The organism is Burkholderia sp. KL41, assembly GCF_057005415.2.
The window spans coordinates 2,882,185-2,907,972 of sequence record NZ_CM174446.1 but is presented as its reverse complement, the minus strand read 5'-3'; the positions used below and the strand labels follow the sequence as shown (position 1 = coordinate 2,907,972).

The following is a 25,788-nucleotide window of genomic DNA, read 5'->3' as shown; positions in this document are numbered from 1 at the left end:
CCGGTTGTTCGGCGAGATGGCAAAACGGGCACCTCGGGTGCCCGTTTTGCATCGGGGTGGCACGCGATCTACGCGGGCCGTCGCGTATCGTGCCCGCCGAACCACGACGGCACGAGCGCGAGCGCATCGTCGAGCGACGCGAGCACATGCAGGCTCAGCGCGATGATCTCGGGCGTCGGCGCCTTCAGGTCGGGCACGGTGACGACCGCGGCGCCCGCGCCGGCGGCCGACTGCGCACCGAAATCGCTGTCCTCGAACGCGACGCATGCGTGTGCCGGCACGCCGAGGCGTTCGGCCGCGAGCCGGTAGACGGCCGGGTCGGGCTTGCCGCGTGCGACTTCGTCGCCGCCCGCGATCGCGCGGAAGAACGGCAGCACGCCGACCGCGTCGAGCCGCGCGCGGATCACCTCGCTCGCGGACGACGACGCGACCGCGCACGGAATGCCGGCTTGCGCGAGCGTGTCGAGCAGCGCGAACGCGCCGGGCTTCAGCGGAAACTTCGGATGCGGTTCGGGCGCCGCGAGCTGCTCGCGCACGCGGGTGCGCACCGCGTCGAACGTGTCGGGGTTGCCGATCAGCCGCGCCAGGATCACCTGGCCTTCGGCGAACGAGCGGCCGACGATCTGCAGGTAGTCGGCGGTGGTCAGCGTGACGCCGTGCGCATTCGACACGTCGATCCACGTGTTCATGATGGTCCGCTCGGAATCGACGAGCAGGCCGTCCATGTCGAAGAGCGCGGCGGAAAAGGTCATCGGCGGCATTCGGGAAGCGGGGAAGGCGATGGGCGGCGCGACGGCCGCCCGAATGAAAAACGGACGCCGATGGCGTCCGTCCGGAACAGCGGGCTTACCGGCCGAGCGCGGCGCGGGCTGCCTTGACCGCCGCACGCACCTGGTCGGGCGCGGTGCCGCCAGGGTGATTGCGGCTGGCGACCGAACCTTCGAGCGTCAGGTAGCCGAACACGTCTTCGCCGATCAGGTGCGCGACGTTCGGCAGTTCCTGCTTCATCTCGTCGAGCGTCAGGTCGGCCAGGTCGATGCCACGGTCGTCGCAGATCTTCACGGCGTGCGCGACGGCTTCGTGCGCATCGCGGAACGGCAGGCCGCGCTTCACCAGGTAGTCGGCGAGGTCGGTGGCGGTCGAGAAGCCCTGCAGGGCGGCCGCGCGCATCGCGTCCGGCTTCACGGTGATGCCGGCCACCATCTCGGCGAAGATCCGCAGCGTGTCGGCGACGGTGTCGACCGTGTCGAACAGCGGTTCCTTGTCTTCCTGGTTGTCCTTGTTGTACGCGAGCGGCTGGCCTTTCATCAGCGTCAGCAGCGCCATCAGGTGGCCGTTCACGCGGCCCGTCTTGCCGCGCGCGAGCTCGGGCACGTCCGGGTTCTTCTTCTGCGGCATGATCGAGCTGCCGGTGCAGAAGCGGTCGGCGATGTCGATGAAGCCGACGCGCGGGCTCATCCACAGCACGAGTTCTTCGGAGAAGCGCGACACGTGCGTCATCACGAGCGCGGACGCCGCCGTAAATTCGATCGCGAAGTCGCGATCCGACACCGCGTCGAGCGAGTTCGCGCAGATGCCGTCGAAGCCGAGCGTCTTCGCCACTGCATGGCGGTCGATCGGGTAGCTGGTGCCGGCGAGCGCGGCCGCGCCGAGCGGCAGGCGGTTCACGCGGGTGCGGCAGTCGCGCATGCGCTCCGCGTCGCGCGAGAACATCTCGACGTATGCGAGCAGGTGGTGGCCGAACGTGACCGGCTGTGCGACCTGCAGGTGCGTGAAGCCCGGCATGATCGTGTCGGCGTTCTGTTCCGCGAGGTCGAGCAGCGCGCCGCGCAGGTCGTTCAGCAGGCCGCCGATGCGGTCGATCTCGCCGCGCAGCCACAGGCGGATGTCGGTGGCGACCTGGTCGTTGCGCGAGCGGCCCGTGTGCAGGCGCTTGCCGGCATCGCCGATCAGCGCGGTCAGGCGCGCCTCGATGTTCAGGTGGACGTCTTCCAGGTCGAGCTGCCATTCGAATTCGCCGCGCTCGATTTCTCCCTTGATCTGCGCCATCCCGCGTTCGATCGCGGCCAGGTCGTCGGCGCTGATGATCTTCTGCGCGGCGAGCATGTTCGCGTGCGCGAGCGAGCCGGCGATGTCGACGAGCGCGAGGCGCTTGTCGAAAAACACCGACGACGTGTAGCGCTTGACCAGCTCCGACATCGGTTCCGAGAAGCGGGCCGACCAGGCCTCGCCCTTTTTGTGCAGTTGGGACGTCATGGCGATTCTTCGAAGGGGATGTTGGGCGGCGTGCGCCGCCGAGGGAATCCCGCGATTCTAACATTCGCGGGCCTGCCCGCCGTGGCGCGCAGCCGTTCGCGGCGGCCCGCCGGCCGTGGCCCGCGCGGGCCGGCCCGTTCAGTCGCGCACGAGCACGACCAGCTTCAGGTCTTCGCGGTGCGCGGGCTTCAGCGTGATCTGCTGGTACACGAGGCGGCCGTCGGCCGGATGGTCGAATTCGCGCAGGCCGCCTTCGCGTTCGAACACGTCCTGCGATGCCCAGTACTGCGCGAAGGCATCGCTGCCGGCGGTCAGTGCGTCGATCAGCGCACGCGTGGGCGCGTCGGTCAGGTGCCGGATCGAATCGGCGCGGAATTCGGCCGCGAGCCGCCGCGCGCGGGTTTCCCAGTCGACGATCAGCGTGCGCGCGGCCGGCGACATGAAGGTGAAGCGCAGCAGGTTGCGGTCGTGCTCGCCGTCGAGCCAGCCGGAAAAGAGCGCGGCGGCCGGTGCGTTCCACGCGAGTGCGTTCCATTGCCGGTCGAGCACGTAGGCGGGCGTCGCGATGGCCGCGACGGTCGCGGCGAGCGTCGGCGGCAGGTCGCCGCCCGCGACGTCGGGCTCGGCCGGGTCGCGCTGCGCGGCCAGCTCGAACAGGTACGCGCGCTCGGCCTTCGACAGTTGCAGCGCGACGGCGATCCGCGCGAGTGCGTCGGCCGACGCGGACACGGGGCGGCCCTGTTCGATCCACGTGTACCAGGTGGGGCTGACGCCGCAGAGCTGCGCGACTTCCTCGCGCCGCAGCCCCGGCGTGCGGCGGCGCGGGCCGGGCGGCAGGCCGACGGCCTGCGGCGACAGCCGCTCGCGGTGGGCGCGGATGAATTCGCCGAGCGCACGGGCGGGCGTGGCGTCGAGCGGCGGGACGGGGACGGAGGACGGCTGGTTCATGCGGAAACGGCGAAGTGGAAGCGGGGATGCGGCAATGATCAGACAGGTGTATCGAATACCAGAATAACTGCTTAACTTGTACTGGTACAAGCGCAGGCCTATTGTAGCGGCTCGCGCGCTGCCAGGGGAGCGGGCGTCCCACAAAACGTGTTGCATGGGGCCGGAAAGCGCACTGACGCATCCACGCCGGCCGATTGCGCAAGAGAAAGGAGAGAACGATGAAACACCACGACCAGGTCGCCGACGCATTCGGCACGACGGCCGCCGCCTACCTGACGAGCACGGTCCACGCGACGGGCGCCGACCTGCAGACGCTCGCCGACGCGGTGCGTGCGACGCCCGATGCCGCGGTGCTCGATCTCGGCTGCGGCGCCGGCCATGCGAGCTTCGCGGTCGCGCCGCACGTGCGCGACGTGGTTGCCTACGATCTCGCCGCGCAGATGCTCGCGACCGTCGACGCCGCGGCGCGCGAGCGCGGGCTCGCGAACATCCGTACGCAGCAGGGCCCGGCCGAGAAACTGCCGTTCGAGACGGCGACGTTCGACTGGGTCGTGAGCCGGATGAGCGCGCACCACTGGCACGACATGCGCGCGGCGCTCGCCGAAGTGCGCCGCGTGCTGAAGCCGGGCGGCCGCGTGCTGATGATCGACATCGCCGGCAACGACCATCCGCTCCTCGATACGTACCTGCAGGCTGCGGAAGTGCTGCGCGACGCGTCGCACGTGCGCGACTACCGCGCGGACGAATGGCTCGCGATGTTCCGCGATGCCGGCTTCGACGCGCACGTGCACAGCCGCTGGCGGCTGCCGATCGATTTCGATACGTGGGTTGCGCGCATCCGCACGCCGGCCGACAGCGTGACCGGCATTCGTGCGCTGTGGGCGCATGCGCCCGACGAGGTGCGCGGCTATTACGCGGTGCAGCCCGACGGATCGTTCGAGCACGACGCGCTGCTGATCGACGCGCACTGAGCGTGCGGTGCGCCGGCGCGGTTTCGTCGACGCCCGCGAGCATGAAAAAAGCCGCGATACGCCACCGTGCAGACGGTGGGTATCGCGGCTTTCACGTCGCCGGCCGGCGCGGCATCGCGCCGCGCCGCATGCGGATCAGCCCGTGTTGCGCAGGCCGGCCGCGATCCCGTTGATCGTCAGGTGAATCCCGCGGCGCAGCCGCGCGTTCGTGTCGCCCGCGCGGTGGCGCTTGATCAGCTCGACCTGCAGGTGGTTCAGCGGATCGAGATACGGGAAACGGTTCTTGATCGAGCGTGCGAGCAGCGGGTTGGTCGCGAGGCGGCCTTCGTGCCCGGTGATTTCCGCCAGCGCCTGCGACGTGCGCTCCCATTCCGCGACGATCCGCTCGAACACGTGCTTGCGCAGCTTGCGGTCGGAGACGAGCTGCGCGTAGCGCGACGCGACCGCGAGGTCGGTCTTCGCCAGCACCATGTCCATGTTCGACATCAGGTTCGAGAAGAACGGCCAGGTCTTGTTCATCTTCTTCAGCAGCGCGACGCGCTTCGTGCGCTCGGCTTCATCCTGCGCGCCGTCGAGATATGCGCTCACCGCGCTGCCGAAGCCGTACCAGCCCGTCAGCAGCAGCCGGCACTGGCCCCACGAGAAGCCCCACGGAATCGCGCGCAGGTCCTCGATCTTGCGCTGCTTCGGATCCTGCAGCTTGCGCGAGGCCGGGCGGCTGCCGATGTTCAGCTCGGCGATCTCGGTGATCGGCGTCGACGAGAAGAAATAGTCGGTGAAGCCCGGGGTTTCGTAGACGAGCGCGCGGTACGCGGCCATCGCCGAATCGGACAGCGTCTGCATCGCGGCCTCGAACGCCGGCAGCTGCGCGGGCGCGTTGTTCTGCGGCAGGAGCGTCGCCTCGAGCGTCGCGGCGACGACCGTCTCGAGGTTCCGGCGGCCGATCTCCGGGTTCGCGAACTTGCTTGCGATCACCTCGCCCTGTTCGGTCAGGCGGATCTGCCCGTTCACGGTGCCCGGCGGCTGCGACAGGATCGCCTGGTAGGTCGGGCCGCCGCCGCGGCCGACCGTGCCGCCGCGGCCGTGGAACAGGCGCAGCGTGATCTTGCGGTCGCGGAACAGGTCGACGAGCGCGAGTTCCGCGCGATACAGCTCCCAGTTGGACGTGAGGAAGCCGCCGTCCTTGTTGCTGTCCGAATAGCCGAGCATCACTTCCTGCTCGGCGCCCTGGTGCGCGACCAGCGCGTCGATGCCCGGCAGTGCGAAGTATTCGCGCATGATGCGCGCGGCGTCGCGCAGGTCGGGAATCGTCTCGAACAGCGGGATCACCATCAGGCTGTTGCGCGCGTTGCCGCCGGGCATGCCGAGCGCGCCTTCGAGCAGGCCCGTTTCCTTCTGGAGCAGCAGCACCTCGACGAGGTCGCTGACGGTTTCCGTATGCGAAATGATGTAGTTGCGCACCGCGCGCGCGCCGAATTGGGCGCGCACGTCGCGCGCCTTCTCGAACACGCCGAGTTCGCTCTGGGCGAGCGCGGAGTATTCGAGGTACGGCGAGCGCAGCGGACGCGGATCGGCGAGCGCGGCGAGCAGCACGCGCAGCTTGTCTTCCTCGGCGAGCGCCGCGTAGTCGGCCTCGACGCCCGCGCGCGCGAACAGCTCGGCGACCACGGCTTCGTGGATGTCGGAGCTCTGGCGCAGGTCGATGCTCGCGAGATGGAAGCCGAACACTTCGGCCGCGCGCACGAGCGGCGCGAGGCGCGGCGCGGCGAGCGACGTGCCGTGGTGTTCGTCGAGCGACGCGGTCAGCACCTTCAGGTCGGCGACGAACGCTTCGGAATCCGCATACGGGATCGCGCGCACGGGCGGCGCGCCGCGGCCCGCGCTGCGCACGGGCACCGTGCCTTCGCCGAGACGCACGCGCGCGCTTGCGGCGAGCCGCGTGTAGATGCCGATCAGCGCGCGACGATACGGCTCGTCGACGCGGTGCGGCGACTGGTCGGGCGACGCGGCCGCGAGCGCCTTCACGGCGTCGTTCGCGCCGACGAGCAGGTTCGACACGGACAGTTCGGCGCCGAGCTTGTGCACCTGTTCCAGATAGTGCTCGAGGATCACCGCGGCCTGGCGGTTGATCGCTTCGTCGAGCGTCGACGCGGTCACGTTCGGGTTGCCGTCGCGGTCGCCGCCGATCCAGCTGCCCATCTGGAAGAACGCGGGTACGCGCGCGGACAGGCCGTGCTCGGCGAGCGCGGCCTCGATGTCGCCGTACAGCGCCGGCAGTTCGTCGAGGAACGTCGCGCGGTAGTACGACAGCGCGTTCTCGATTTCGTCGCCGACCGTCAGGCGCGCGTCGCGCAGCATGCGCGTCTGCCACAGCGTGGTGACGCGTGCGCGCAGCATCGATTCGTTGTACTGGCGCTCGCGGCTGGTCAGCTCCTGGTCGCGCTCGGCGAGCAGGCGCGCGATGTCGTGCTGTGCGTCGAGGATGCTCTTGCGCTGCACTTCGGTCGGGTGCGCGGTCAGCACCGGCACGATCAGCGCATCGTCGAAGAAGCGCTGCAGCAGTCGCTTCGACGCATTGCCGGTCGTTTTCAGTTGCTCGAGTGCGTACGCGACCGTGCCGGGCTGCGACGCGGAGCCGGCCAGCGCGTGGATGCGGCGGCGGCGGTTGTGGTGGCGGTCTTCCGCGATGTTCGCGAGGTGCGAGAAATAGCTGAATGCGCGCACGACGCTCACCGTCTGCTCCGGCGTCAGCTTGCGCAGCTTCTTCTCGAGCGTCTGCGCGGCTTCGCTGTCGTCCTCGCGGCGGAACTTGACGGCGGTCTGACGGATCGTCTCGACGACGTCGAACACGGTGTCGCCTTCCTGCTCGCGCACGACGTCGCCGAGCAGGCGGCCGAGAAAGCGGATGTCGTCGAACAGCGGGCCGTCCTTGTCGTCGCGCGTGCGGGTGCCGGCCTTCGTCGCACCGGCCGTGCGGGTCGCGGTGCGGGCGGCCGGGCCGGCGGCCTTCGCCGTGCGTTTTGTCTGACGTATCGGGTCTTTCGGTTTCGTTGCCGTTTTCGCACGGCCGTTCGCGGCGGTGGCGACGGTGTCCGTCGAGGCGTCGGAGGAGGACAGGGCAGCATTGCGGCGCGCCGTACGCGCCGATCCGGAAGACTTCACGATGGGTTTCCTTGGGAAAGCTCGAGTCAAAAGGAACTGCGGAAACTGCGAAACTGCGGTCAAGCAACCAGCTACGTGCGGCACATCCGCACATCGGCGCCGCGACCCGCCCGGCGGCAGGCCGGACGCAGGCTCCGGGCCCGGGCGGGCGGGGGCGTGCGTGCTACCATTGTTCGATCTTCAATCCCGTCCTTCGATGTTCCAGCAATGAATTCCGAGACTCCTGCGGCCGGGCCGCAACAGGCACAGCCGCCCGCGACGTTGACGATTGCTTCGCGCGAGAGCCGCCTGGCGATGTGGCAAGCCGAACATGTGCGTGATGCGCTGCGCAAATTATATCCAGCTTGTGACGTGAAAATCCTCGGAATGACGACGCGCGGCGACCAGATTCTCGATCGCACGCTGTCGAAGGTCGGCGGCAAGGGCCTGTTCGTGAAGGAACTGGAGGCCGCGCTGGCCGACGGCCGCGCCGATCTCGCCGTGCATTCGCTGAAGGACGTGCCGATGGCGCTGCCGGAAGGCTTCTCGCTTGCCGCGATCATGGAGCGCGAGGACCCGCGCGATGCCTTCGTGTCGAACGACTACGCGTCGCTCGACGCGCTGCCGGCCGGCGCCGTGGTCGGCACGTCGAGCCTGCGCCGCGAGGCGATGCTGCGCTCGCGCTACCCGCACCTGGACGTGCTGCCGCTGCGCGGCAACCTCGACACGCGCCTGTCGAAGCTCGATCGCGGCGATTACGCGGCGATCATCCTGGCGGCCGCCGGCCTGAAGCGCCTCGGCCTGGAAGCGCGGATCCGCGCGCTGCTCGACGTCGAAGCGAGCCCGCCCGCCGCGGGCCAGGGCGCGCTCGGCATCGAGATCGCGTCGCACCGCGACGACGTCGCCGAGTGGCTCGCACCGCTGCACGACCCGCAGACCGCGCTCGCGGTCGAGGCCGAGCGGATGGTGTCGCGCGCGCTCGGCGGCAGCTGCGAGGTGCCGCTCGCCGCGCATGCGGTGTGGCGCGCGGGCGAGCTGTACCTGACGGGCCGCGTGTCGACGACCGACGGCAAGCGCGTGCTGACCGCCGAGGAGTGCGGGGCCGTCATGAGCGTCGCCGATGCGCTCGCGCTCGGCCGGGCCGTGTCCGACGAACTCGAGGCGCAAGGCGCGCTCGAGATCGTCCAGGCGCTGCTCGCGGGCTCGCAGGCCGCCGGCAAGGGCGACGCCTGATGGCGGGCGGCGCGCGCGCGTTCACCGCTGTCCTGACGCGCCCGGACGGCCAGTCCGGCGCGCTCGCGTCGCAACTGGCCGAGGCCGGTTGCGACGTGCTCGAATTCCCGTTGATCGATATTGCGCCCGTCGACGATCCGGCGCCGCTCGACGCCGCGTTCGCGGCGCTCGCCGATTACGCGCTGGTGATTTTCGTGTCGCCGAACGCGATCGACCGCGCGCTCGCGCAGTACGGCGCGATCTGGCCGAACGCGCTCCCGGTCGGCGTGGTCGGGCCCGGCAGCGTCGCGGCGCTCGAGCGTCACGGCATCGCGGCGCCCGCGCATCGCGTGATCGCGCCGCGGGCGCCGGCCGACGGCGGCGTACCCCATTACGATTCGGAAAGCCTGTTCGCGTGCCTCGAGGCCGAATTCGGCGGCGCGCCCGCGCTGGCGGGCAAGCGCGTGCTGATCGTACGCGGCGACGGCGGGCGCGAATGGCTCGCCGACCGGCTGCGCGAGGCCGGCGCGGACGTCACGCTCGTCGCCGCGTACCGGCGCGTCGTGCCCGAGCCGCGCGTCGGCGCGTGGGAGCGCGTGCATGCGCTGCTCGACGGCGAACCGCATGCGTGGCTCGTCACGAGCTCGGAAGGCGTGCGCAACCTGCACGAACTCGCGCGGGCGCATCTGAACGATGCCGAGATCGCCGCGCTGAAGCATGCGCCGCTCGTCACGCCGCATCCGCGAATCGAGCAGACCGCGCGCGCATTGGGTTTTGATAGGATTACGCTGACCGGCGCGGGCGATGAGCGCATCGTCCGCGCGTTTCGAACGATGGCCGACGAGGCCGTCCAACCGGCGACAGCCGCACCGGTGACTAAACGCATGACAGATACCAACGATTCCAAAAGCGTCGCTTCCCAGCCGGCCGCTGCATCCGCACCGCCGTCCCGTCCCGCCTATATGGCGTCCGAACCGCCCGCGCGCCGCGGCGGCAGCGCGGTGCTGTGGTTCGTCGTCGTCGTGCTCGGCTGCGCGGCGGGCGTCGGCGGCTACGCGCTGAACCGCAAGATCGACCGGCTCGACGGCACGTTCGTCACGCGCCAGAAGGCGCTCGACGCACAGACGGCCGAAACGCGGATGAAGACCGAGCAGGCGCTGGCGAGCACGCACCAGGTCGACACGCAGCTCGCGCAGCTCGACGGCAAGCTCGCCGACGCGCAGAGCGCGCAGCAGGCGCTGCAGCAGCAATACCAGGACCTGTCGCGCAACCGCGATGCGTGGATGCTCGAGGAAGTCGACCAGATGCTGTCGAGCGCGAGCCAGCAGCTTCAGCTGACCGGCAACACGCAGCTCGCGCTGATCGCGCTGCAGAATGCCGACGCGCGCCTCGCCACCTCGCAGAGCGCGCAGGCCGTCACGGTGCGCAAGGCGCTCGCGCTGGACATCGAGAAGCTGAAGGCCGCACCGGCGGCCGACCTCACGGGCCTCGCGATCAAGCTCGACGACGCGATCGCGAAGATCGACGCGCTGCCGCTGTCCGGCGAGGCGATCGTCCCGCACGAAGCGCCGAAGGCCGCGCCGGCCGATGCCGCATCGTCGGCCGTGGCCGGCGAGCCGCGCTGGAAGGTGTGGTGGCACGACTTCTCGGCCGGCCTCGGCCAGCAGCTGAAGGGGCTCGTGCAGGTGCGCCGGATCGACAACGCGGACGCGATGCTCGCGTCGCCCGACCAGGGCTACTTCGTGCGCGAGAACGTGAAGCTGCGCCTGCTGACCGCGCGCCTGTCGCTGCTCGCGCGCAACGATGGCGCGATGAAGGCCGACCTGCACGCCGCGCAGGCGTCGCTCGGGAAGTATTTCGACCAGGCATCGAAGGACACGCAGACCGTCGAGGATCTGCTCAAGCAGGTTGACGGCGCATCGCTGACGGTCGCGGTGCCGAACCTGAATACGAGCCTGAACGCCGTTCAGCAGTTCAAGAGCCGGGGGTAACGATGACGCTTCGAGGAATCGTCTGGCTCGCCGTCCTGTTCGCGATCGCCGCTGCGCTCGCCACCGTCGGCCGTTTCGACGCGGGGCAGGTGCTGCTCGTCTATCCGCCGTACCGGATCGACGTGTCGCTGAACCTGTTCGTGATCGCCATCGTCGTGCTGTTCATCGTCGTGTATGCGCTGCTGCGCATCGTGCGCAACATCTGGCGCATGCCGCAGCGGGTCGCCGCGTATCGCGCGCGTTCGCGCAACGAGAAGGCGCAGGCATCGCTGCGCGACGCGATCGCGAACCTGTACGCGGGCCGCTTCTCGCGCGCGGAGAAGGCCGCGCGTGAAGCGCTGTCGGTCGACGCCAACCAGGGCGCGGCGAGTCTCGTCGCGGCGACTGCCGCGCACCGGATGCACGAGTACACGCGTCGCGACGACTGGCTGTCGAGGGTCGACGCACCCGAATGGCAGGACGCACGGCTGCTCGCCGCGGCCGACATGCGCGCGGACGCGCGCGATGCCGACGGCGCGCTCGCCGCGCTGGCCGACCTGCAGGCGGGCGGCAAGCGTATCCATGCGCAGCAGGTTGCGCTGCGCGCGCAGCAGCAGTTGAAGAACTGGGCCGAGGTGCTGAAGCTCGCGAAGGCGCTCGAGAAGCGCGAGGCACTGCATCCGGCCGCGGCCGTGCGGCTGCGCCAGCAGGCTGCGGAAAACCTGCTGCGCGAACGCCGGCACGACCCGGACGCGCTGCTCGAGGTGTGGCAGTCGCTGTCGCCGGTCGAGCGCCAGTCGCCGCGTCTCGCCGATCTCGCGGCCGATCTTCTCGTTTCGCTCGAGCGCCGCAACGAAGCGCGTCGCATCGTCGAGGACGCGCTTGCCCACAACTGGGATGCGCGCCTGCTGCGCCGTTACCCGGATACGGCCGGCGCCGATGCGCTGCCGTTGATCCAGAAGGCCGAAGGGTGGAAGAAGGATCACCCGGAGGATGCCGACCTGCTGTTCGCGCTCGGCCGCCTGTGCCAGCAGCAGCAGCTGTGGGGCAAGGCGCAGTCGTTCCTCGAATCGGCGCTGAAGCTCGCCGACAACGAGGCGCTGAAGGTGCGTGCGCATCGTGCGCTCGCGCGCCTGTTCGAGCATCTCGGCGAAACCGACAAGGCCGCGAAGCACTACCGCGAAAGCGCGCTCGCGATCACCGTGGTCTGACGCGGGCGGCGTGGCCGCCTGCCGCAGGTGGCCCGCGCAACCCGCGCAAGAAAGCCCCGAATGCCGGAAGGCCTTCGGGGCTTTTTTTCGTCCAGGGTGACCTTGGACGACACGTCATGCGCCGAGCTTGCGCAGCAGGTCGTCCTCGCTGGCGACGAACCACACCGATTGCCCGCGATTCGATTCGCGCACGAGTGCGCGGAACGCTTCGCTGCGCGTGAGCCAGCGCTCGATGTCGCCGACCACGCAGAGCCTGACGCCGTAGTTGACGAGCTTCTGCAGGACGGCGCCCGCGAGGCCGCTTTCGAGCCGGTAGAAGTCGTCGTGCAGTGCATCCGCGGGCACCGCGATCCAGTCGGCTTCGTGCTCGTGCGCGAGGGCGACGAGGTCGAGCGCATCGCTTTCCCGCTGCACGACGGCGGCGGAAGGATCACGAAACAGCACGCGGCGGCCGGCTGCCTGAACGATTCGGTGGGGCATGTCGATGGTTTCCGTCGACGCGAGAAACGCGAGTACGGTGTCGCGTTGCCCGCGGATGAAGTGGGGCTGCTCGGGAAGAAACAGGATCTGCGCGTGCGGCACGAGACGCGTCAGGCGCTCACGCGTGTCTCGCGAGTCGAGCATCACGTCGCGGCCGCCGAGGATCGCCAGCGTGGGCACCGACAGCGTGCGCAGCACGTTGTCGGCGAACACCGGAATCGGTTCGATGCGCGGGCGAAACCCGCGATCGACGGCGTGCATCAGCGCGAGCGTGTCACGTTCGGCCGCCGTCGACGCGGGCGGCAGGCGGCCGAGCACGCGCCGTCGCACGCATGCGCGCCCGGCATCGCCGAGCAGCAACAACGGCAGCGCCCACCACAGAAACCGCTTCTGCCGGCCGATGCCGGACGGGCAGAGCAGCGCGAGCCGCGTCACGCGTGCCGGCCGCCGCAACGTGAAGTCGAGCGCCGTTCGCGCCCCGAGCGAGATGCCGACGAACGCGGCACGTGACACCTGCAGGCCGTCCAGCACGTCGTCGAGCCACTGCGCATGTGCGTCGCCCGCAAGCGGCAGTCGCGACGGCGCGCTCGGTCCTGCTTCGCCGATCACGTCGATCGCATGGAGCCGGAAGTGTGTCGACCATTGCGCCGCGTAATGCTGCCAGCTCGCCGCCGTCGTCTGCGCGCCGTGGATCAGCACGACCGGCGGCGCGTGCTCGGGGCCGCAGGTGATCACGTGCGTCGCACCATGGCGCGTCTGCACCGTGACGCGCCGATGCCCGGCCGGCCAGTGCGACAGCGCAGCGTCGTAAGCCGCGCGAATGGCGCGTGCATGGCGCGGCGACCTGAAGATCGCGCTCATGTCCCGCTTTGCTGCAGCAGCGCCTCGAGCGACGACATCAGCACGGCCGTATCGGCTGGCGTCGCGGCGACGATGATCTTGACCTGGCTCGCGGCGGGATCGAACGTGACGTCGATCCGCACGGGGTCGACGTACGACGTGCGGCCGGACGCCATCGCATGCAGCGATCGCGACAGGTACTGGTGCAGCGACTGCGACGCGTCCGGAATGTCGACGATGCTGGTGACGCGCACCGCACGCGGCACGGGCGCGGGCGCGGCCGGCTCGGTTTGCGCGAACGCGGCGAGGTCGGTGTCGAGGATGCGGTAGGCGCGGCCGACCCGCGTCGCATGCAGCTTGCCCTCGCGGATGAAGCGCAGGACGGTCTTCGGGTGGAGGCGCAGGCGGGCGGCGGACTCGTCGACGGTATGGAACATGATCGGCTCGTGATGCTCAATATGTTCCCTATTGTTCCATGAAATAAGGATCAATAGGGAGTATTGCAGGAATCATGGCATCAGAGCTGGCTGGATGCCGAGCCGGCATCGTCCGGTCGGCACGCAGGTGGAAGCAGAAACGCCCCGCTGGCCGGAGCGGTTCCGGCCAGCGGGGCGTTTCCGGGGCGGATCGTCCGCCGGCAGGGGGGGCGCCGATGCGCCCCGCGTCATTTGTCGACCAGCCGCTTCGGCACCGACAGCGCGAGCAGCCCGCCGAGCACGAGGAACCCGGCGAGCATGTACATGCCCGAATCGTTGGCGCCCGTCGCCTGCTTGAGCCAGCCCATCAGGTACGGGCTCAGGAAGCCGGCGAGGTTGCCGATCGAGTTGATCATCGCGATGCCGGCCGCGGCCGCCGTGCCGCCGAGGAACGCGGTCGGCAGGCTCCAGAACAGCGGCAGCGTGGTCAGGATGCCGATCGTCGCGAGCGTGAGGCCGAGCATCGCGAGCGCGGTCTGGTGTGCCCAGACCACCGACAGCACGAGCCCGAGCGCGCCGATCGCGGCCGGAATCGCGACGTGCCAGCGGCGTTCGCGGTGCCGGTCCGCGCTGCGCGCGATCAGGATCATCGCGACCACCGCGGCCGCATACGGAATCGCCGACAGCAGGCCGATCATGAACGTGTCGGTCACGCCGGTGGCCTTGATGATCGTCGGCAGCCAGAAGCCGACGCCGTAGAGCCCCATCACGAACGAGAAATAGATCAGCGCCATCAGCCACACGCGCGGGCTCGACATCACGGTGCCGAGCGGCAGGTCTTCCTTGGTCGCTTCCTCCGCGTCGACGTTGCGGGTGAGCAGCGCCTTTTCCTCGTCGGTCAGCCACTTCGCCTTCGAGATCCGCTCGTCGAGCGAGAAGAACACGAGCACGCCGGCGAGCACCGAGGGGATGCCTTCGAGCAGGAACAGCCATTGCCAGCCGTGCCAGCCGCTCACGCCGTCGAACGATTTCAGGATGAAGCCCGAGATCGGCCCGCCGATCACGCCGGACAACGCGACCGCCGTCATGAAGAACGTCGTCATCCGGCCGCGCCGGTGCGCGGGATACCAGTAGGTGAGGTAGAGGATCACGCCGGGGAAGAAGCCGGCCTCGGCGACGCCGAGCAGGAAGCGCATCACGTAGAACATCGCGGGTGTCGTGACGAACATCGTCAGGATCGAGATCACGCCCCACGTCGCCATGATGCGGGCGATCCACACGCGCGCGCCGACCTTGTGCAGGATGATGTTGCTCGGCACTTCGAAGAGGAAATAGCCGAAGAAGAAGATCCCGGCGCCGAGCCCGTAGACGGTGTCGCTGAGATTCAGGTCGCTCGCCATCTGCAGCTTCGCGAAGCCGACGTTCACGCGGTCGAGATACGCGACCACGTAGCACAGCAGCAGGAGCGGCACGAGCCGCCACGACACCTTGCGATAGGTTGCTTCCTCGAATGCGCCGGACGAGCCCGGCAGCGACTGCGTCGATGTTGCCATGTTGTCTCCTGTCCTTGTAATTGGCCGGAGAAGGCGTAGCGGTGCCTGGTCCGGAGTCGTGCGAAGCCATGCGCGTGTGTCGCGGCGGTTGCCGGCCGCGGCACGCTGCGGCAAGGGGGATACGGCTAGATGCAGCGCCCGCCGTCGACTTCGAGACAGACGCCCGTGATGAACTCGGCCTCGTCGGATGCCAGGTACAGCGCCGCGTTCGCGATGTCCTGCGGCGTCGAGAAGCGGCCGAGCGGGATCGTCGCGAGGAAGCGGCTGCGGTTCTCGGGGGTATCCTCGCAGCCCATGAATTCCGTCATCAACGCGGTTTCGCCGAGCACGGGGTTGATGCAGTTCACGCGGATGCGGTCGGCGCCGAGTTCGGCCGCGAGCGACTTGCTCGCGGTGATCATCGCGCCCTTCGTGCTGTTGTACCAGACGAGGCCCGGCCGCGGCCGCACGCCGGCCGTCGACGCGACGTTCACGAACACGCCGCCGCCCCGCTCGCGGAAGTACGGAACGAAGGTCTGCACGCACCAGAACAGGCTTTTCATGTTGACCGCGTACACGCGGTCGAATTCGGCTTCCGACACGTCGAGCACCGGCTTGTTGCGGTGCGTGGTGCCCGCGTTGTTCACGACGATCTGCACCGCGTGGAAATCGTCGAGCGTCGCCTGCAGCAGCGCGTGCCAGTCGTCCTGCCGCGACACGTCGCCGGCCACCGCGATTGCCTTGCCGCCCGCGAGCGCAATCTCGCTCGCGACACGCTCGGCCGCCGCGCCGTTCAGGTCGTTGACGACGACGTTCGCGCCTTCGCGCGCATACGTCTTCGCGATGCCTTCGCCGAACCCCGAGCCGCCGCCCGTGACGATTGCCGTCTTGCCGCTCAACCGCATGGTGTGTCTCCTGTGCTGGATTTAGTGTCGTCGTGCTTCGGCATGCGGCCGCATGCTGCCGGCCGCATGCCGCGTCCTGCTTGCCGCGTGTTCAGCCGTGCCGGATCGCGATCGTTTTCAGCGCGGTGAAGCCGTACAGTGCCTCGAAGCCTTTCTCGCGGCCATGCCCCGAATGGCCGACACCGCCGAACGGCAGCTCGACGCCGCCGCCCGCGCCATAGTTGTTGATGAACACCTGGCCCGCCCGCAGGCGCCGCGCGATACGCATCTGGCGTGCGCCGTCGCGCGTCCAGATGCCCGCGACGAGGCCGTACGGCGTGCCGTTCGCCAGCGCGACGGCTTCGTCTTCGTCGACGAAACGCATCGCGGCGAGCACGGGGCCGAACACTTCCTCCTGCGCGAGCCGGTGCGACGGCGGCACGTCGCGCAACAGCGCGGGGGCCTGATAGAAGCCGCTTTCGGGTGCCTCGGCGACGACCTGCCCATGCGCGGCCATCGGAATGCCGTCGTGCTGCGCGTCGGACAGGAAATCCCACACGCGCTGCTGCTGCTTCGCGTTGATCAGCGGGCCGCAGTCGAGGTCGGCGCGGCTCGGGCCGACGCGCAGGCCGTTGAACGCGGTGGCGAGCCGCTCGACGAGCGGCTCGTACACCGCGCGCTCGATCAGCACGCGGCTGCCGGCCGAGCAGGTCTGCCCGCCGTTCTGCACGATCGCCGACACGAGCACGGGCAGCGCCGCGTCGAGGTCGGCATCGGCGAACACGATCTGCGGCGACTTGCCGCCGAGTTCGAGCGTGACGGGTACGTGGTTCTCGGCCGCCATCTGCGTGACCAGCTTGCCGGTGGCCGGGGAGCCCGTGAACGAGATGTGGTCGATGCCGGGATGGCGCGCGAGCGCGGCGCCGGCCTCATGGCCGTAGCCGGTGACGATGTTGAGCGCGCCGGCCGGCAGCCCGGCCTCGGCGGCCAGCTCGGCCACGCGCAGCAACGACAGGCATGCATCCTCGGCCGGCTTGACGACGCAAGCGTTGCCGGCCGCGAGCGCGGCGCCGACGCTGCGCCCGAAAATCTGCATCGGGTAGTTCCACGGCACGATGTGGCCCGTGACGCCGTGCGGCTCGCGCACCGTCAGCACGGTGTAGCCGGCTTGGTAGGGAAGGGTTTCGCCGTGCAGCTTGTCGGCCGCGCCCGCGTAGAACTCGAAGTAGCGCGCGAGCGCGGCGGCATCCGCGCGTGCCTGCTTGAGCGGCTTGCCGGTGTCGCGTGCCTCGATCGTGGCGAGTTCCTCGAGGGAATCGGCCACGCGCGCCGACAGCCGCATCAGCACGCGGCCGCGCTCGGCGGCGCTTTTGGCGCCCCATGGGCCCGCGAACGCGTCGCGGGCCGCGGCGACCGCACGCTCGATGTCGGGCGCCGTGCCGCGGGCAATGGCTGCGAACGGCTGGCCGTCGGACGGATCGACGACCGCGATGGTTTCCAGTTGCGCAGGCAACGTCCATTCGCCTGCGATGAAGTGCTTCGCCTCTTCCATGCGTGCTCCTGTCTTCGCGTCGACCGCCGACGGTGCTCTGGCGCCGACGCCGGTTCCATGCAACGCGGCCGGTGGTTCGACGGCCGGACATCGGGAACGATTATCGCGCCGATCGTCATCCGGACGCCACCGGTCGATTGGCTATAATGGCGCATTCCGTTGGGGGACGCCTGCGGCGATGCATCGGCCGCGGCGCCCTGTCCCGAATTCCCATCGACCTACAGAGAGTGCTCATGAGCTTCAACCATGTTCCGGCCGGCAAGGACCTGCCGCAAGATTTCAACGTGATCATCGAGATTCCCGCGCAAAGCGACCCGGTGAAGTACGAGGCGGACAAGGAACTGGGCCTCCTCGTCGTCGACCGTTTCATCGGCACGGGCATGCGCTATCCGGTGAACTACGGCTACATCCCGCAGACGCTGTCGGGCGACGGCGATCCGGTCGACGTGCTGGTGATCACGCCGTTCCCGCTGCTGGCCGGCTCGATCGTGCGTTCGCGCGTGCTCGGCATGCTGCAGATGACCGACGAGTCGGGCGTCGACGCGAAGCTGGTCGCGGTGCCGCACGACAAGGTCTGCCCGATGACGGCCAACCTGAAGTCGATCGACGACGTGCCCGAGTACCTGAAGGACCAGATCAAGCACTTCTTCGAGCAATACAAGGCGCTCGAGAAGGGCAAGTGGGTGAAGGTCGAAGGCTGGGCCGGCATCGAAGCCGCGCACAAGGAAATCGCCGACGGCGCAGCGAACTACAAGAAGTAAGCCGGCTGGCCGGCCTCTCGGCCGGTTTGTTCGGAACGCAAACCGCGCGTGTCTCGTCAGGAGGCCGCGCGGTTTTGTTTTGTGCGCGGGCCGGCGCCCGGGGTGGTCTTCTTTCGGGCGCGCGCGGGGGCCGGCGCAGGCAGGGCGGCGGCGTTCGATGCGCTTCTCGCACGATTCGCGCGCGTGGCGCGGCGGGTGGCGGTGACGGAATTCGCCGGGGTTTCGACCGTGTCGGTGGTGGTCCTTGTTGCCGATGCACGGCTGCGCGCCGGCGCGGAAGCAACGTCGGTGCGTGGTTTTGCGACGGACTTGCCGCCGGCTGCCGGCGCTTTCTGCTTCGATGTGGCTTTCGTGGCTTTCGTGGCTTTCATGGCCGACTTGCCGCGAGGCGAGCCCTTTTTCACTTCGGCCGCGTCGTCGGTCTTCGCACGCTTCGTGGCGGGCGTGGCCTTGGTCTTCTTGGGCGCCTGCGCGGCTTGTCCGCGCGTCACGGTTTTTGCGGGCGTGGACGCTTTCCCGTCATTCCTGGCCTTCGCGGCTTTCTTGACGGGCTTGTCCGTTTCAGCGGCCTGCGTCGTGATGTCGGCCGACTGCGCCTTTGCCTTCTTCCGCTCGCGCTTACCGGCCTTCAACCCGGCCTTCAACCCGGCCGCATCGACGTTCCCGTCGATCGACATCCCGGCCGGCAACACCGACTCGAGCGTCCGGATCCCGGCCGCCAGTTCGCGTTTCTGCGCGGCCGTGAGCCGCTTCACCCAGTACTCGGCACGCGATGCGATCGACCGGTCGGGCAGCGGGAACGACGCGAGCACCGCGCGCGGCTTGCGCGAGCGCGTGTAGCGCGCGCCCTTGCCGGACGCGTGCTCGTCGAAGCGCGCGGCGACATCGGTCGTGATGCCCGTGTAGACGCTGTCGTCGGCGCATTCGATCAGGTACAGAAACCAGGACATGGCAGGGCGGCGGGATGCGAAGCCGCCAGTGTCTCAGAAAAGGCGCGCATCAACGCCATCGATCGCCGTGCCCGTCGCGAAAACGGCTCGGTGCCGCGCCGAGTTCGCGCGTGAAGAAGCGCGTGAACGTGCTCGTCGAACGGAAGCCGACGCGCACGCCGATCTCGCCGATCGGCAGTTGCGTATTCAGCAGCAGGTCGCGTGCCTCGCCGAGCCGCGCCTGCGCGACGAGCGCATGAAAGCCGACCGCCTCGCGATGCAGCCGCCGGCGCAGCGTCCAGCGTGACATCGCGAAGCGCGTGCACACGTGCTGCATCAGTGTGTCGGTCGGTACATCGGCTTCGTCGGCGGTACGCAGCCAGTCGCGCACGCATTGCTCGACCGACGAGCCGAACGTCGAGCGCACGCGTACACGCTCGCGCGCGGCGTCGGCCGCATGACGCTGAATGCCGGCGAGCGGCGCGTTGTAGCGTTCGAACGGCGTGTCGAAGTGCGCGGAGCGCAGCACGATGCGGTTGTGCGCGGCATCGAACGACATCGGTGCGCCGAGCATGTCGCGCAGCGCGGCGGTGGGTGCGAACGCGCGGCCGGCGAAGGCGGCGTCGTCGACGCACACGTGCGGATCGTACAGGCGGGCGAGCGCGGCGAGGATCGCGAGGTTCGCGAACGCGCTGCCCGCGTGCCGGCCATCGCCTTCGTTCACGTATTCGAGCGCGATCGCGTCGCCGTTCTCGTGCGCGAAGACCCAGTCGACGTTGCCGATCAGCTCGCGATAGTGCAGGTAGCCGTGCAGCGCGTCGCGCAGTGTCGCCGCGTTGCACGTGACGCCCGCGAGTTCCGGGAACGGCGCGAGCCACGGCACGACCTGCGGCGGCGGGCAATGCCACGACAGCGGCCATGCGCTCGTGAGCCGCATCGCGGCGACATGCCGGTCGCCCGCGATGCGGCGCGTGTCGTCGGCGAGTTCGGCCGGGCCGATGCCAAGCGTGTCATACAGCGGCGCGAGATCGATGCCGTTCGCGCGCGCGTCTTCGCACAGCCAGCGGTAGATCCGCACGGATACCGATTTCTGTTGCAACTCCATGTCTGTCCCCCTTCGTCATGCCGTTCGGGTTTGTCCCCGCTGCGAGAGGTCAACGCATGCTCCTGCCGGTCAAGCGTGGTGACCGGTCAATTTTTAGACTCGGACGCTGGAGTGTGGCGACAAGTACAACAGAACGATTCAGGAGGATCAATGAAAACTTCGCTGTTCCGGTGTTCGACGATTGCGTCCGCGTGCGCGCTTACGGTGCTGCTCGCGTCGTGCGGCGGCGACGACATCCACGCGGGTCCGGTCGCGCCGGCCGACCCCGATGCCGCGGCCGACCAGCGCGCGGCCGCGCTCGTCGCGCAACTGACGAACGACGAGAAACTGCAGCTCGTGCACGGCACGGGCCTGCCGGCGCTCGACCTGGGCGGCCCGTTCCCGGCCGACGCACTCAATGGCGCGAGCTACATCCCGGGCGTGCCGCGGCTCGGCATTCCGGCCGTCAGCAGCGCCGATTCGGCGGGCGGCGTGAACGTGAAGAACGCGCGCGTGACCGCGCTGCCCGCGCCGGTCGCGCTCGCGGCAACGTGGGACCCGGCGCTCGCCGGCACCTACGGCACGCGTATCGCGCTCGAACTGCGTGCGCTCGGTTTCGCGGAAGGGCTCGGCGGCGGCGTGAACCTCGCGCGCGAGCCGCGCAACGGCCGCACGTTCGAATACATGGGCGAGGATCCGGTGCTCGCGGGTACGCTGAGCGCCGCGCGCACGCAGGCGACGCAGGCGCAGAAGGTGATCGCGACGATCAAGCATTTCGCGTTCAACGACCAGGAAACCAACCGGATGACGATCGATTCGGTCGTCGACGAGCGAACCATGCGCGAGGCCGAACTGCTCGCGTTCGAGATCGGCGTGAAGGACGGCCAGCCGGGCAACGTGATGTGCTCGTACAACAAGCTGAACGGCGTGTATGCGTGCGAGAACCCGTATCTGCTGACCACGGTGCTGAAGAACGAATGGGGCTTCAAGGGCGTCGTGCAGTCCGACTGGGGCGCGACGCATTCGACGGTCGCGGCCGTGCAGGCGGGGCTCGACGAGGAGGAGCCGGGTGCGGCGGACGACAACAACGCGCCGCTCGGCTCGTTCTTCAACACGAAGCTGCGTGCGGCGCTGCAGGCCGGCAGCGTGTCGGCCGCGCGGCTGAACGACATGGTGCAGCGCAAGCTGCGCACGCTGATTCGCATCGGCGTGATGGACGCACCGCCGAAGCCGGGCGGCGCGATCGACGAAGCGGCCGGCAACGCCGATGCGCTCGCGATCGCACGGCAATCCGCGGTGCTGCTGAAGAACGCGGCCGCGCCCGGCGATGCGCAGCCCGTGCTGCCGCTGGCGGCCGGCGCGCTGAAGTCGGTCGTCGTGATCGGCGGGCATGCGGACGCAGGCGTGCTGTCGGGCGGCGGCTCGGGCGCGGTGCCGGCGATCGACGGCAATGCGGTGACGACCTGCCAGCAACCCGCCGACACGCTGTTCGGCGGCTGTGCGTCGTGGTACAAGTCCGCGCCGCTCGCGGCGATTCGCGCGAAGGCGCCGAACGCGGCGGTCAGCTACCTCGACGGAATCGACGCGAATGCCGCGGCGAGCGCGGCGGCGCAGGCCGATGTCACGATCGTGTTCGCGACGCAGTGGCAGACGGAAGGGCTCGACCTTGCGAGCCTGTCGCTGCCCGATGCGAAGGCCGACCCGTACAACCAGCAATACGACCAGAACGCGTTGATTGCGGCGGTCGCGGCGAAGGCGAAGCGCGTGATCGTCGTGCTCGAGAACGGCAGCCCCGTGCTGATGCCGTGGCTCGCGAACGTGCATGGCGTGCTCGAAGCGTGGTATCCCGGCGCGCAGGGCGGCCAGGCGATCGCCGATCTGCTGTTCGGCGACGCGAACCCGTCGGGCCGGCTGCCGCTGACGTTCCCGAAGCAGGAGGCCGACCTGCCGCAGCCGGCGATCGATCCGTCGCGCACGCAGACCATTTACGCGGAAGGGCTCGCGTATGGCTATCGCTGGTTCGACGCGAAGGCGATCGAGCCGCTGTTCCCGTTCGGCTATGGGCTGTCGTACACGACGTATGCGTTGTCGGCGCTGTCCGCGCGGGCCGATGCGGCAGGCAACGTGACGGTCGGCGTGACGGTGACGAACACCGGCGCACGGGCCGGTGCGCAGACGGTGCAGATCTACGCGGCACTGCCCGCGTCGCTCGGCGAACCACCGAAGCGCCTCGTCGGCTGGACCAAGGTCGCGCTGCAGCCGGGCGAGGCGCGTACCGTCAGCGTTGCGGTGCCGGCGCAGCGCTTCGCGGTGTGGGATGCGAATGCGCATGCGTGGCGGATCGCCGCGGGCAGCTACGGGCTGTCGGCGGCGGCTTCGTCGCGTGACCCGCAGGCGCAGTCAACGACGGTGACGCTCGCCGCGCACTGAGCCGGGCGGCCACGCGGCACGCGGCGAGGCCGGTCGTGGTCTCGCCGCATTCCGGCACGTACCGTCACCTACCGGCACGTTCCGGCACGCAGTCGTTACCCGGCGCCGCGCCGGAACGGATCGTGTTCGCGCAATTCGTCGACGTACGCGTGGATGTGCTCGGTCTCGCGTTCGAGAAAGCGCGCGACGGCGTCCGAGAATGCCGGGTGCGCGAGCCAGTGCGCGGAGTGCGTGACGGTCGGCAGGAAGCCGCGTGCGAGCTTGTGTTCGCCCTGCGCGCCGCCTTCGAACGTGTCGAGCCCGGCCTCGATGCAGAATTCGAGCAGCTGGTAGTAGGCCGTTTCGAAATGCAGGCACGGCACGTGCTCGACCGCTCCCCAGTAGCGGCCGTACAGCGTGCCGCCGCCGTTCTCGCCGCGCCGGTAGACGGCGAGCGCGCTCGCGATCGGCTGGCCGCCGGCTTCCGCGATCACGAGCAGCAGGTTCTCGGGCATCGTCGCACCGATCGTGCGGAAGAAGTCGAGGTTCAGGTACGGGCTCGAATAGTGTTCGCGATAGGTCTGCCGGTAGCAGCGCGAGAAGAAGCGCCAGTCGGCGTCGGTGATCCGGTCGCCGGTCAGCCGCCGGAACGTCACGCCCGCCTCGTGCACCTTGCGCCGCTCCGCGCGGATGTTCTTGCGCTTCTTCTGCTCGAGCGTGCCGAGGAAATCGTCGAAGTGGCGGTAGCCGTCGTTGATCCAGTGGAACTGCACGCCTTCGCGCAGCATCATGCCCATCGATTCGAGGAGCGCCGCTTCGTCGCCGGTCGGGAACAGCACGTGCAGCGACGACACGTCGCTCTGCTCGGCGAATGCGAGCAGCGTGGCCGCGAGCCGGCGGCGCGCATCGTCGTCGGCCGCGAGCAGGCGCGTGCCCTGCACGGGTGTGAACGGCACCGCGCACAGCAGCTTCGGGTAGTAGGGCAGGTCGTTGCGCTGGTACGCGTCGGCCCAGGCCCAGTCGAACACGTATTCGCCGTACGAATGCTGCTTCGCGTAGACGGGCGCGGCGGCCGCGAGGCGGCCGGTGCGCTCGTCGGTCAGCGTGACGAAATGCGGCGACCAGCCGGTATCGTCGACCGCGCAGCGCGCGACGTGCAGCGCGTCGAGGAATTCGTGGCGCAGGAAGGGCGTCGGCTGCGCGTCGCGGGCGAGCAGCGCGTTCCATTCGTCGGCCGGCACCTCGGCGGGGGACGACAGGATGCCCGTGCGATAATCGATGCGTTCGTGTTTCAAGCGTGAATCCGTACCGTTCTGTGTCGCCGGATGCGAGGGCCTGCGCGGGCCCGCACCGGGACGATTTCGTCAGCCGTTCAGGGCGCGCCGCCGGGCTGCGCCGATCCCGCCATGAAGACCCGACTCGCTCTCGCCCAGATCAACGTCACCGTTGGCGATTTCGCCGGCAACGTCGCGCGGATCGTCGCGGCCGCACGCGCCGCGCACAACGATGGTGCGCAGCTGATGATCGCACCCGAACTTGCGCTGTCCGGCTATCCGCCGGAAGACCTGCTGCTGCGGCCGGCGTTCTACGCGGCGGCCGCGGCCGCGCTCGACGCGCTCGCCGGCGCCTTGAAGGCGTTCGACGGGCTCGCGGTGCTGGTCGGCCATCCGTTGCGCGGCGCGGGCGAAGGCGCGCCGGGCGGCGATCCGCATGCGCCAGCCGTCGATGGTAATGCAAACCGCCCGATCGAGCGCGGCGTGCCGCCCACCGATACCTACAACGCGGTATCGCTGATCGTCGGCGGCGAGATCGTCGGCACCTACCGCAAGCAGGACCTGCCCAACACCGAGGTGTTCGACGAGAAGCGCTACTTCGCGACGGACGCCGAGCCGCTCGTGTTCGAGCTGAACGGCGTGAAGTACGGCGTGATCATCTGCGAGGATGCGTGGCATGCATCGGCCGCGCAGATCGCGAAGGCGGCCGGCGCGCAGGTGCTGCTGATCCCGAACGGCTCGCCGTACCACATGAACAAGGAAGCGGTGCGCGTCGACATCCTGCGTGCGCGGATTCGCGAAACCGGGCTGCCGATGGTGTACGTGAACCTCGTCGGCGGCCAGGACGAACTCGTATTCGACGGCGGCTCGTTCGTGCTCGACGCGCAGGGCACGCTCGTCGCGAGGATGCCGCAGTTCGACGAAGGGCACGCGATCGTCGAATTCGACGGCGCGCGGCCGATGCCCGGCGCGATCGCGCCCGAGCTGTCGACCGACGCGCAGGTGTACCGCGCGCTCGTGACCGGCGTGCGCGACTACATCGGCAAGAACGGCTTTCCGGGCGTGCTGATCGGGCTGTCGGGCGGTGTCGATTCGGCGCTGGTGCTCGCGGTCGCATGCGATGCGCTCGGGCCCGGGCGCGTGCGCGCGGTGATGATGCCGTCGCGCTTCACGGCCGACATCTCGACCACCGACGCGGCGGACATGGCGCGGCGCGTCGGCGTGCGCTACGACGAGATCGCGATCGCGCCGATGTTCGACGCATTCCGCGCATCGCTCGCGGGCGAGTTCGCGGGCCGCGCGGAGGACGCGACGGAAGAGAACATCCAGGCGCGCATCCGCGGCACGCTGCTGATGGCGCTGTCGAACAAGTTCGGCTCGATCGTGCTGACGACCGGCAACAAGAGCGAGATGGCGGTCGGCTACTGCACGCTGTACGGCGACATGGCCGGCGGCTTCGCGGTGATCAAGGACATCGCGAAGACGCTCGTGTACCGGCTCTGCCGCTATCGCAACGAAACGGCCGACTATGCCCTGCGCGACGTGATCCCCGAGCGGATCCTCACGCGTGCGCCGTCGGCCGAGCTGCGCGAGAACCAGACCGACCAGGACAGCCTGCCGCCGTACGACGTACTCGACGCGATCATGCGGATGTACATGGAAGAGGATCGGCCGCTCGCCGAGATCGTCGCGGCCGGTTATGCGCAGGCCGACGTCGAACGCGTGACGCGGCTCATCAAGATCAACGAATACAAGCGCCGCCAGGCGCCGATCGGCATTCGCGTCACGCATCGCGCATTCGGGCGCGACTGGCGCTACCCGATCACGTCACGTTTTACCGAACGCCTCGACTGAGCCGTGCTGGGCCGCATGCGGCTCGCAGGCTTACAATCGGGGTCGCGATTTTTCATCCAAACGA

The 25,788-nt window shown here is 69.2% G+C and carries 19 protein-coding genes; 7 read left to right on the top strand and 12 right to left on the bottom strand.

Features of this window, described 5'->3' with window-relative positions:
- Positions 1-68: 68 nt before the first annotated feature.
- From PQB87_RS13680 to PQB87_RS13670, 3 genes are all read right to left on the bottom strand, one after another.
- On the bottom strand, positions 69-752 hold the full coding sequence (locus PQB87_RS13680; protein ID WP_059618859.1) for an HAD family hydrolase: 684 nt from the start codon (positions 750-752) through the stop codon (positions 69-71).
- Between the two features lie 94 nt (positions 753-846).
- Positions 847-2,256 carry an argininosuccinate lyase gene (gene argH / locus PQB87_RS13675; protein ID WP_027786739.1) on the bottom strand — a complete coding sequence of 470 codons (1,410 nt, stop codon included), beginning with the start codon at positions 2,254-2,256 and terminating at the stop codon, positions 847-849.
- Positions 2,257-2,394: 138 nt separating this feature from the next.
- Complete coding sequence (locus PQB87_RS13670) at positions 2,395-3,204, bottom strand: helix-turn-helix transcriptional regulator (protein WP_059486192.1); 810 nt, start codon at positions 3,202-3,204, stop codon at positions 2,395-2,397.
- 218 nt (positions 3,205-3,422) lie between these two features.
- Here PQB87_RS13670 and PQB87_RS13665 point away from each other — a divergent pair, with 218 nt between their 5' ends.
- The gene (locus tag PQB87_RS13665; RefSeq protein WP_027786741.1) at positions 3,423-4,175 is read left to right on the top strand and encodes a class I SAM-dependent methyltransferase; all 753 of its coding nucleotides are present in this window, start codon (positions 3,423-3,425) and stop codon (positions 4,173-4,175) included.
- A 135-nt stretch (positions 4,176-4,310) separates the two neighbouring features.
- On the opposite strand, the gene ppc is transcribed toward PQB87_RS13665, so the two are convergent.
- A complete protein-coding gene (ppc, locus tag PQB87_RS13660) occupies positions 4,311-7,337 on the bottom strand; it encodes a phosphoenolpyruvate carboxylase (protein WP_489242119.1) in 3,027 nt (1,008 codons plus the stop codon).
- A gap of 207 nt (positions 7,338-7,544) precedes the next feature.
- Between ppc and hemC the strand changes: the two genes are divergently transcribed.
- From hemC to PQB87_RS13645, 3 genes are read left to right on the top strand one after another with little or no spacing between them, the layout of a single operon-like run.
- Positions 7,545-8,549: a hydroxymethylbilane synthase gene (hemC, locus tag PQB87_RS13655; protein WP_489242117.1), complete on the top strand. Its 1,005-nt coding sequence runs from the start codon at positions 7,545-7,547 to the stop codon at positions 8,547-8,549.
- Positions 8,549-10,519: a fused uroporphyrinogen-III synthase HemD/membrane protein HemX gene (gene hemDX, locus PQB87_RS13650; protein WP_489242115.1), complete on the top strand. Its 1,971-nt coding sequence runs from the start codon at positions 8,549-8,551 to the stop codon at positions 10,517-10,519. Before hemC ends, hemDX begins: the two co-directional genes overlap by 1 nt.
- Before the next feature lie 2 nt (positions 10,520-10,521).
- Positions 10,522-11,709: a heme biosynthesis protein HemY gene (locus PQB87_RS13645; RefSeq protein WP_059686622.1), complete on the top strand. Its 1,188-nt coding sequence runs from the start codon at positions 10,522-10,524 to the stop codon at positions 11,707-11,709.
- 114 nt (positions 11,710-11,823) lie between these two features.
- On the opposite strand, the gene PQB87_RS13640 is transcribed toward PQB87_RS13645, so the two are convergent.
- From PQB87_RS13640 to PQB87_RS13620, 5 genes are all read right to left on the bottom strand, one after another.
- Positions 11,824-13,050, bottom strand: coding sequence for an alpha/beta fold hydrolase (locus PQB87_RS13640; protein ID WP_489242113.1), 1,227 nt, complete (start codon positions 13,048-13,050; stop codon positions 11,824-11,826).
- The gene (locus PQB87_RS13635; RefSeq protein ID WP_059686624.1) at positions 13,047-13,466 is read right to left on the bottom strand and encodes a helix-turn-helix domain-containing protein; all 420 of its coding nucleotides are present in this window, start codon (positions 13,464-13,466) and stop codon (positions 13,047-13,049) included. The genes PQB87_RS13640 and PQB87_RS13635 overlap by 4 nt, the downstream gene beginning before the upstream one ends.
- Before the next feature lie 227 nt (positions 13,467-13,693).
- The gene (locus tag PQB87_RS13630; protein ID WP_111942518.1) at positions 13,694-14,998 is read right to left on the bottom strand and encodes an MFS transporter; all 1,305 of its coding nucleotides are present in this window, start codon (positions 14,996-14,998) and stop codon (positions 13,694-13,696) included.
- A 125-nt stretch (positions 14,999-15,123) separates the two neighbouring features.
- Complete coding sequence (locus PQB87_RS13625; RefSeq protein WP_027786749.1) at positions 15,124-15,882, bottom strand: SDR family oxidoreductase; 759 nt, start codon at positions 15,880-15,882, stop codon at positions 15,124-15,126.
- A gap of 91 nt (positions 15,883-15,973) precedes the next feature.
- Complete coding sequence (locus PQB87_RS13620) at positions 15,974-17,413, bottom strand: aldehyde dehydrogenase family protein (protein ID WP_021158433.1); 1,440 nt, start codon at positions 17,411-17,413, stop codon at positions 15,974-15,976.
- Between the two features lie 233 nt (positions 17,414-17,646).
- Here PQB87_RS13620 and ppa point away from each other — a divergent pair, with 233 nt between their 5' ends.
- Positions 17,647-18,174 carry an inorganic diphosphatase gene (ppa, locus tag PQB87_RS13615; protein ID WP_027786751.1) on the top strand — a complete coding sequence of 176 codons (528 nt, stop codon included), beginning with the start codon at positions 17,647-17,649 and terminating at the stop codon, positions 18,172-18,174.
- A gap of 56 nt (positions 18,175-18,230) precedes the next feature.
- On the opposite strand, the gene PQB87_RS13610 is transcribed toward ppa, so the two are convergent.
- On the bottom strand, positions 18,231-19,124 hold the full coding sequence (locus PQB87_RS13610) for a GIY-YIG nuclease family protein (RefSeq protein WP_301861088.1): 894 nt from the start codon (positions 19,122-19,124) through the stop codon (positions 18,231-18,233).
- Positions 19,125-19,173: 49 nt separating this feature from the next.
- Positions 19,174-20,208 (bottom strand): helix-turn-helix transcriptional regulator, encoded by a 1,035-nt coding sequence (locus tag PQB87_RS13605; protein ID WP_233345299.1) that lies wholly within the window; start codon positions 20,206-20,208, stop codon positions 19,174-19,176.
- A 150-nt stretch (positions 20,209-20,358) separates the two neighbouring features.
- Between PQB87_RS13605 and PQB87_RS13600 the strand changes: the two genes are divergently transcribed.
- Positions 20,359-22,617, top strand: coding sequence for a glycoside hydrolase family 3 C-terminal domain-containing protein (locus PQB87_RS13600; protein ID WP_489242108.1), 2,259 nt, complete (start codon positions 20,359-20,361; stop codon positions 22,615-22,617).
- Positions 22,618-22,712: 95 nt separating this feature from the next.
- On the opposite strand, the gene PQB87_RS13595 is transcribed toward PQB87_RS13600, so the two are convergent.
- Positions 22,713-23,891 (bottom strand): GNAT family N-acetyltransferase, encoded by a 1,179-nt coding sequence (locus PQB87_RS13595; protein WP_027786755.1) that lies wholly within the window; start codon positions 23,889-23,891, stop codon positions 22,713-22,715.
- 111 nt (positions 23,892-24,002) lie between these two features.
- Between PQB87_RS13595 and PQB87_RS13590 the strand changes: the two genes are divergently transcribed.
- Positions 24,003-25,724 carry an NAD+ synthase gene (locus tag PQB87_RS13590; RefSeq protein WP_233345303.1) on the top strand — a complete coding sequence of 574 codons (1,722 nt, stop codon included), beginning with the start codon at positions 24,003-24,005 and terminating at the stop codon, positions 25,722-25,724.
- The last annotated feature ends 64 nt before the right edge of the window (positions 25,725-25,788 follow it).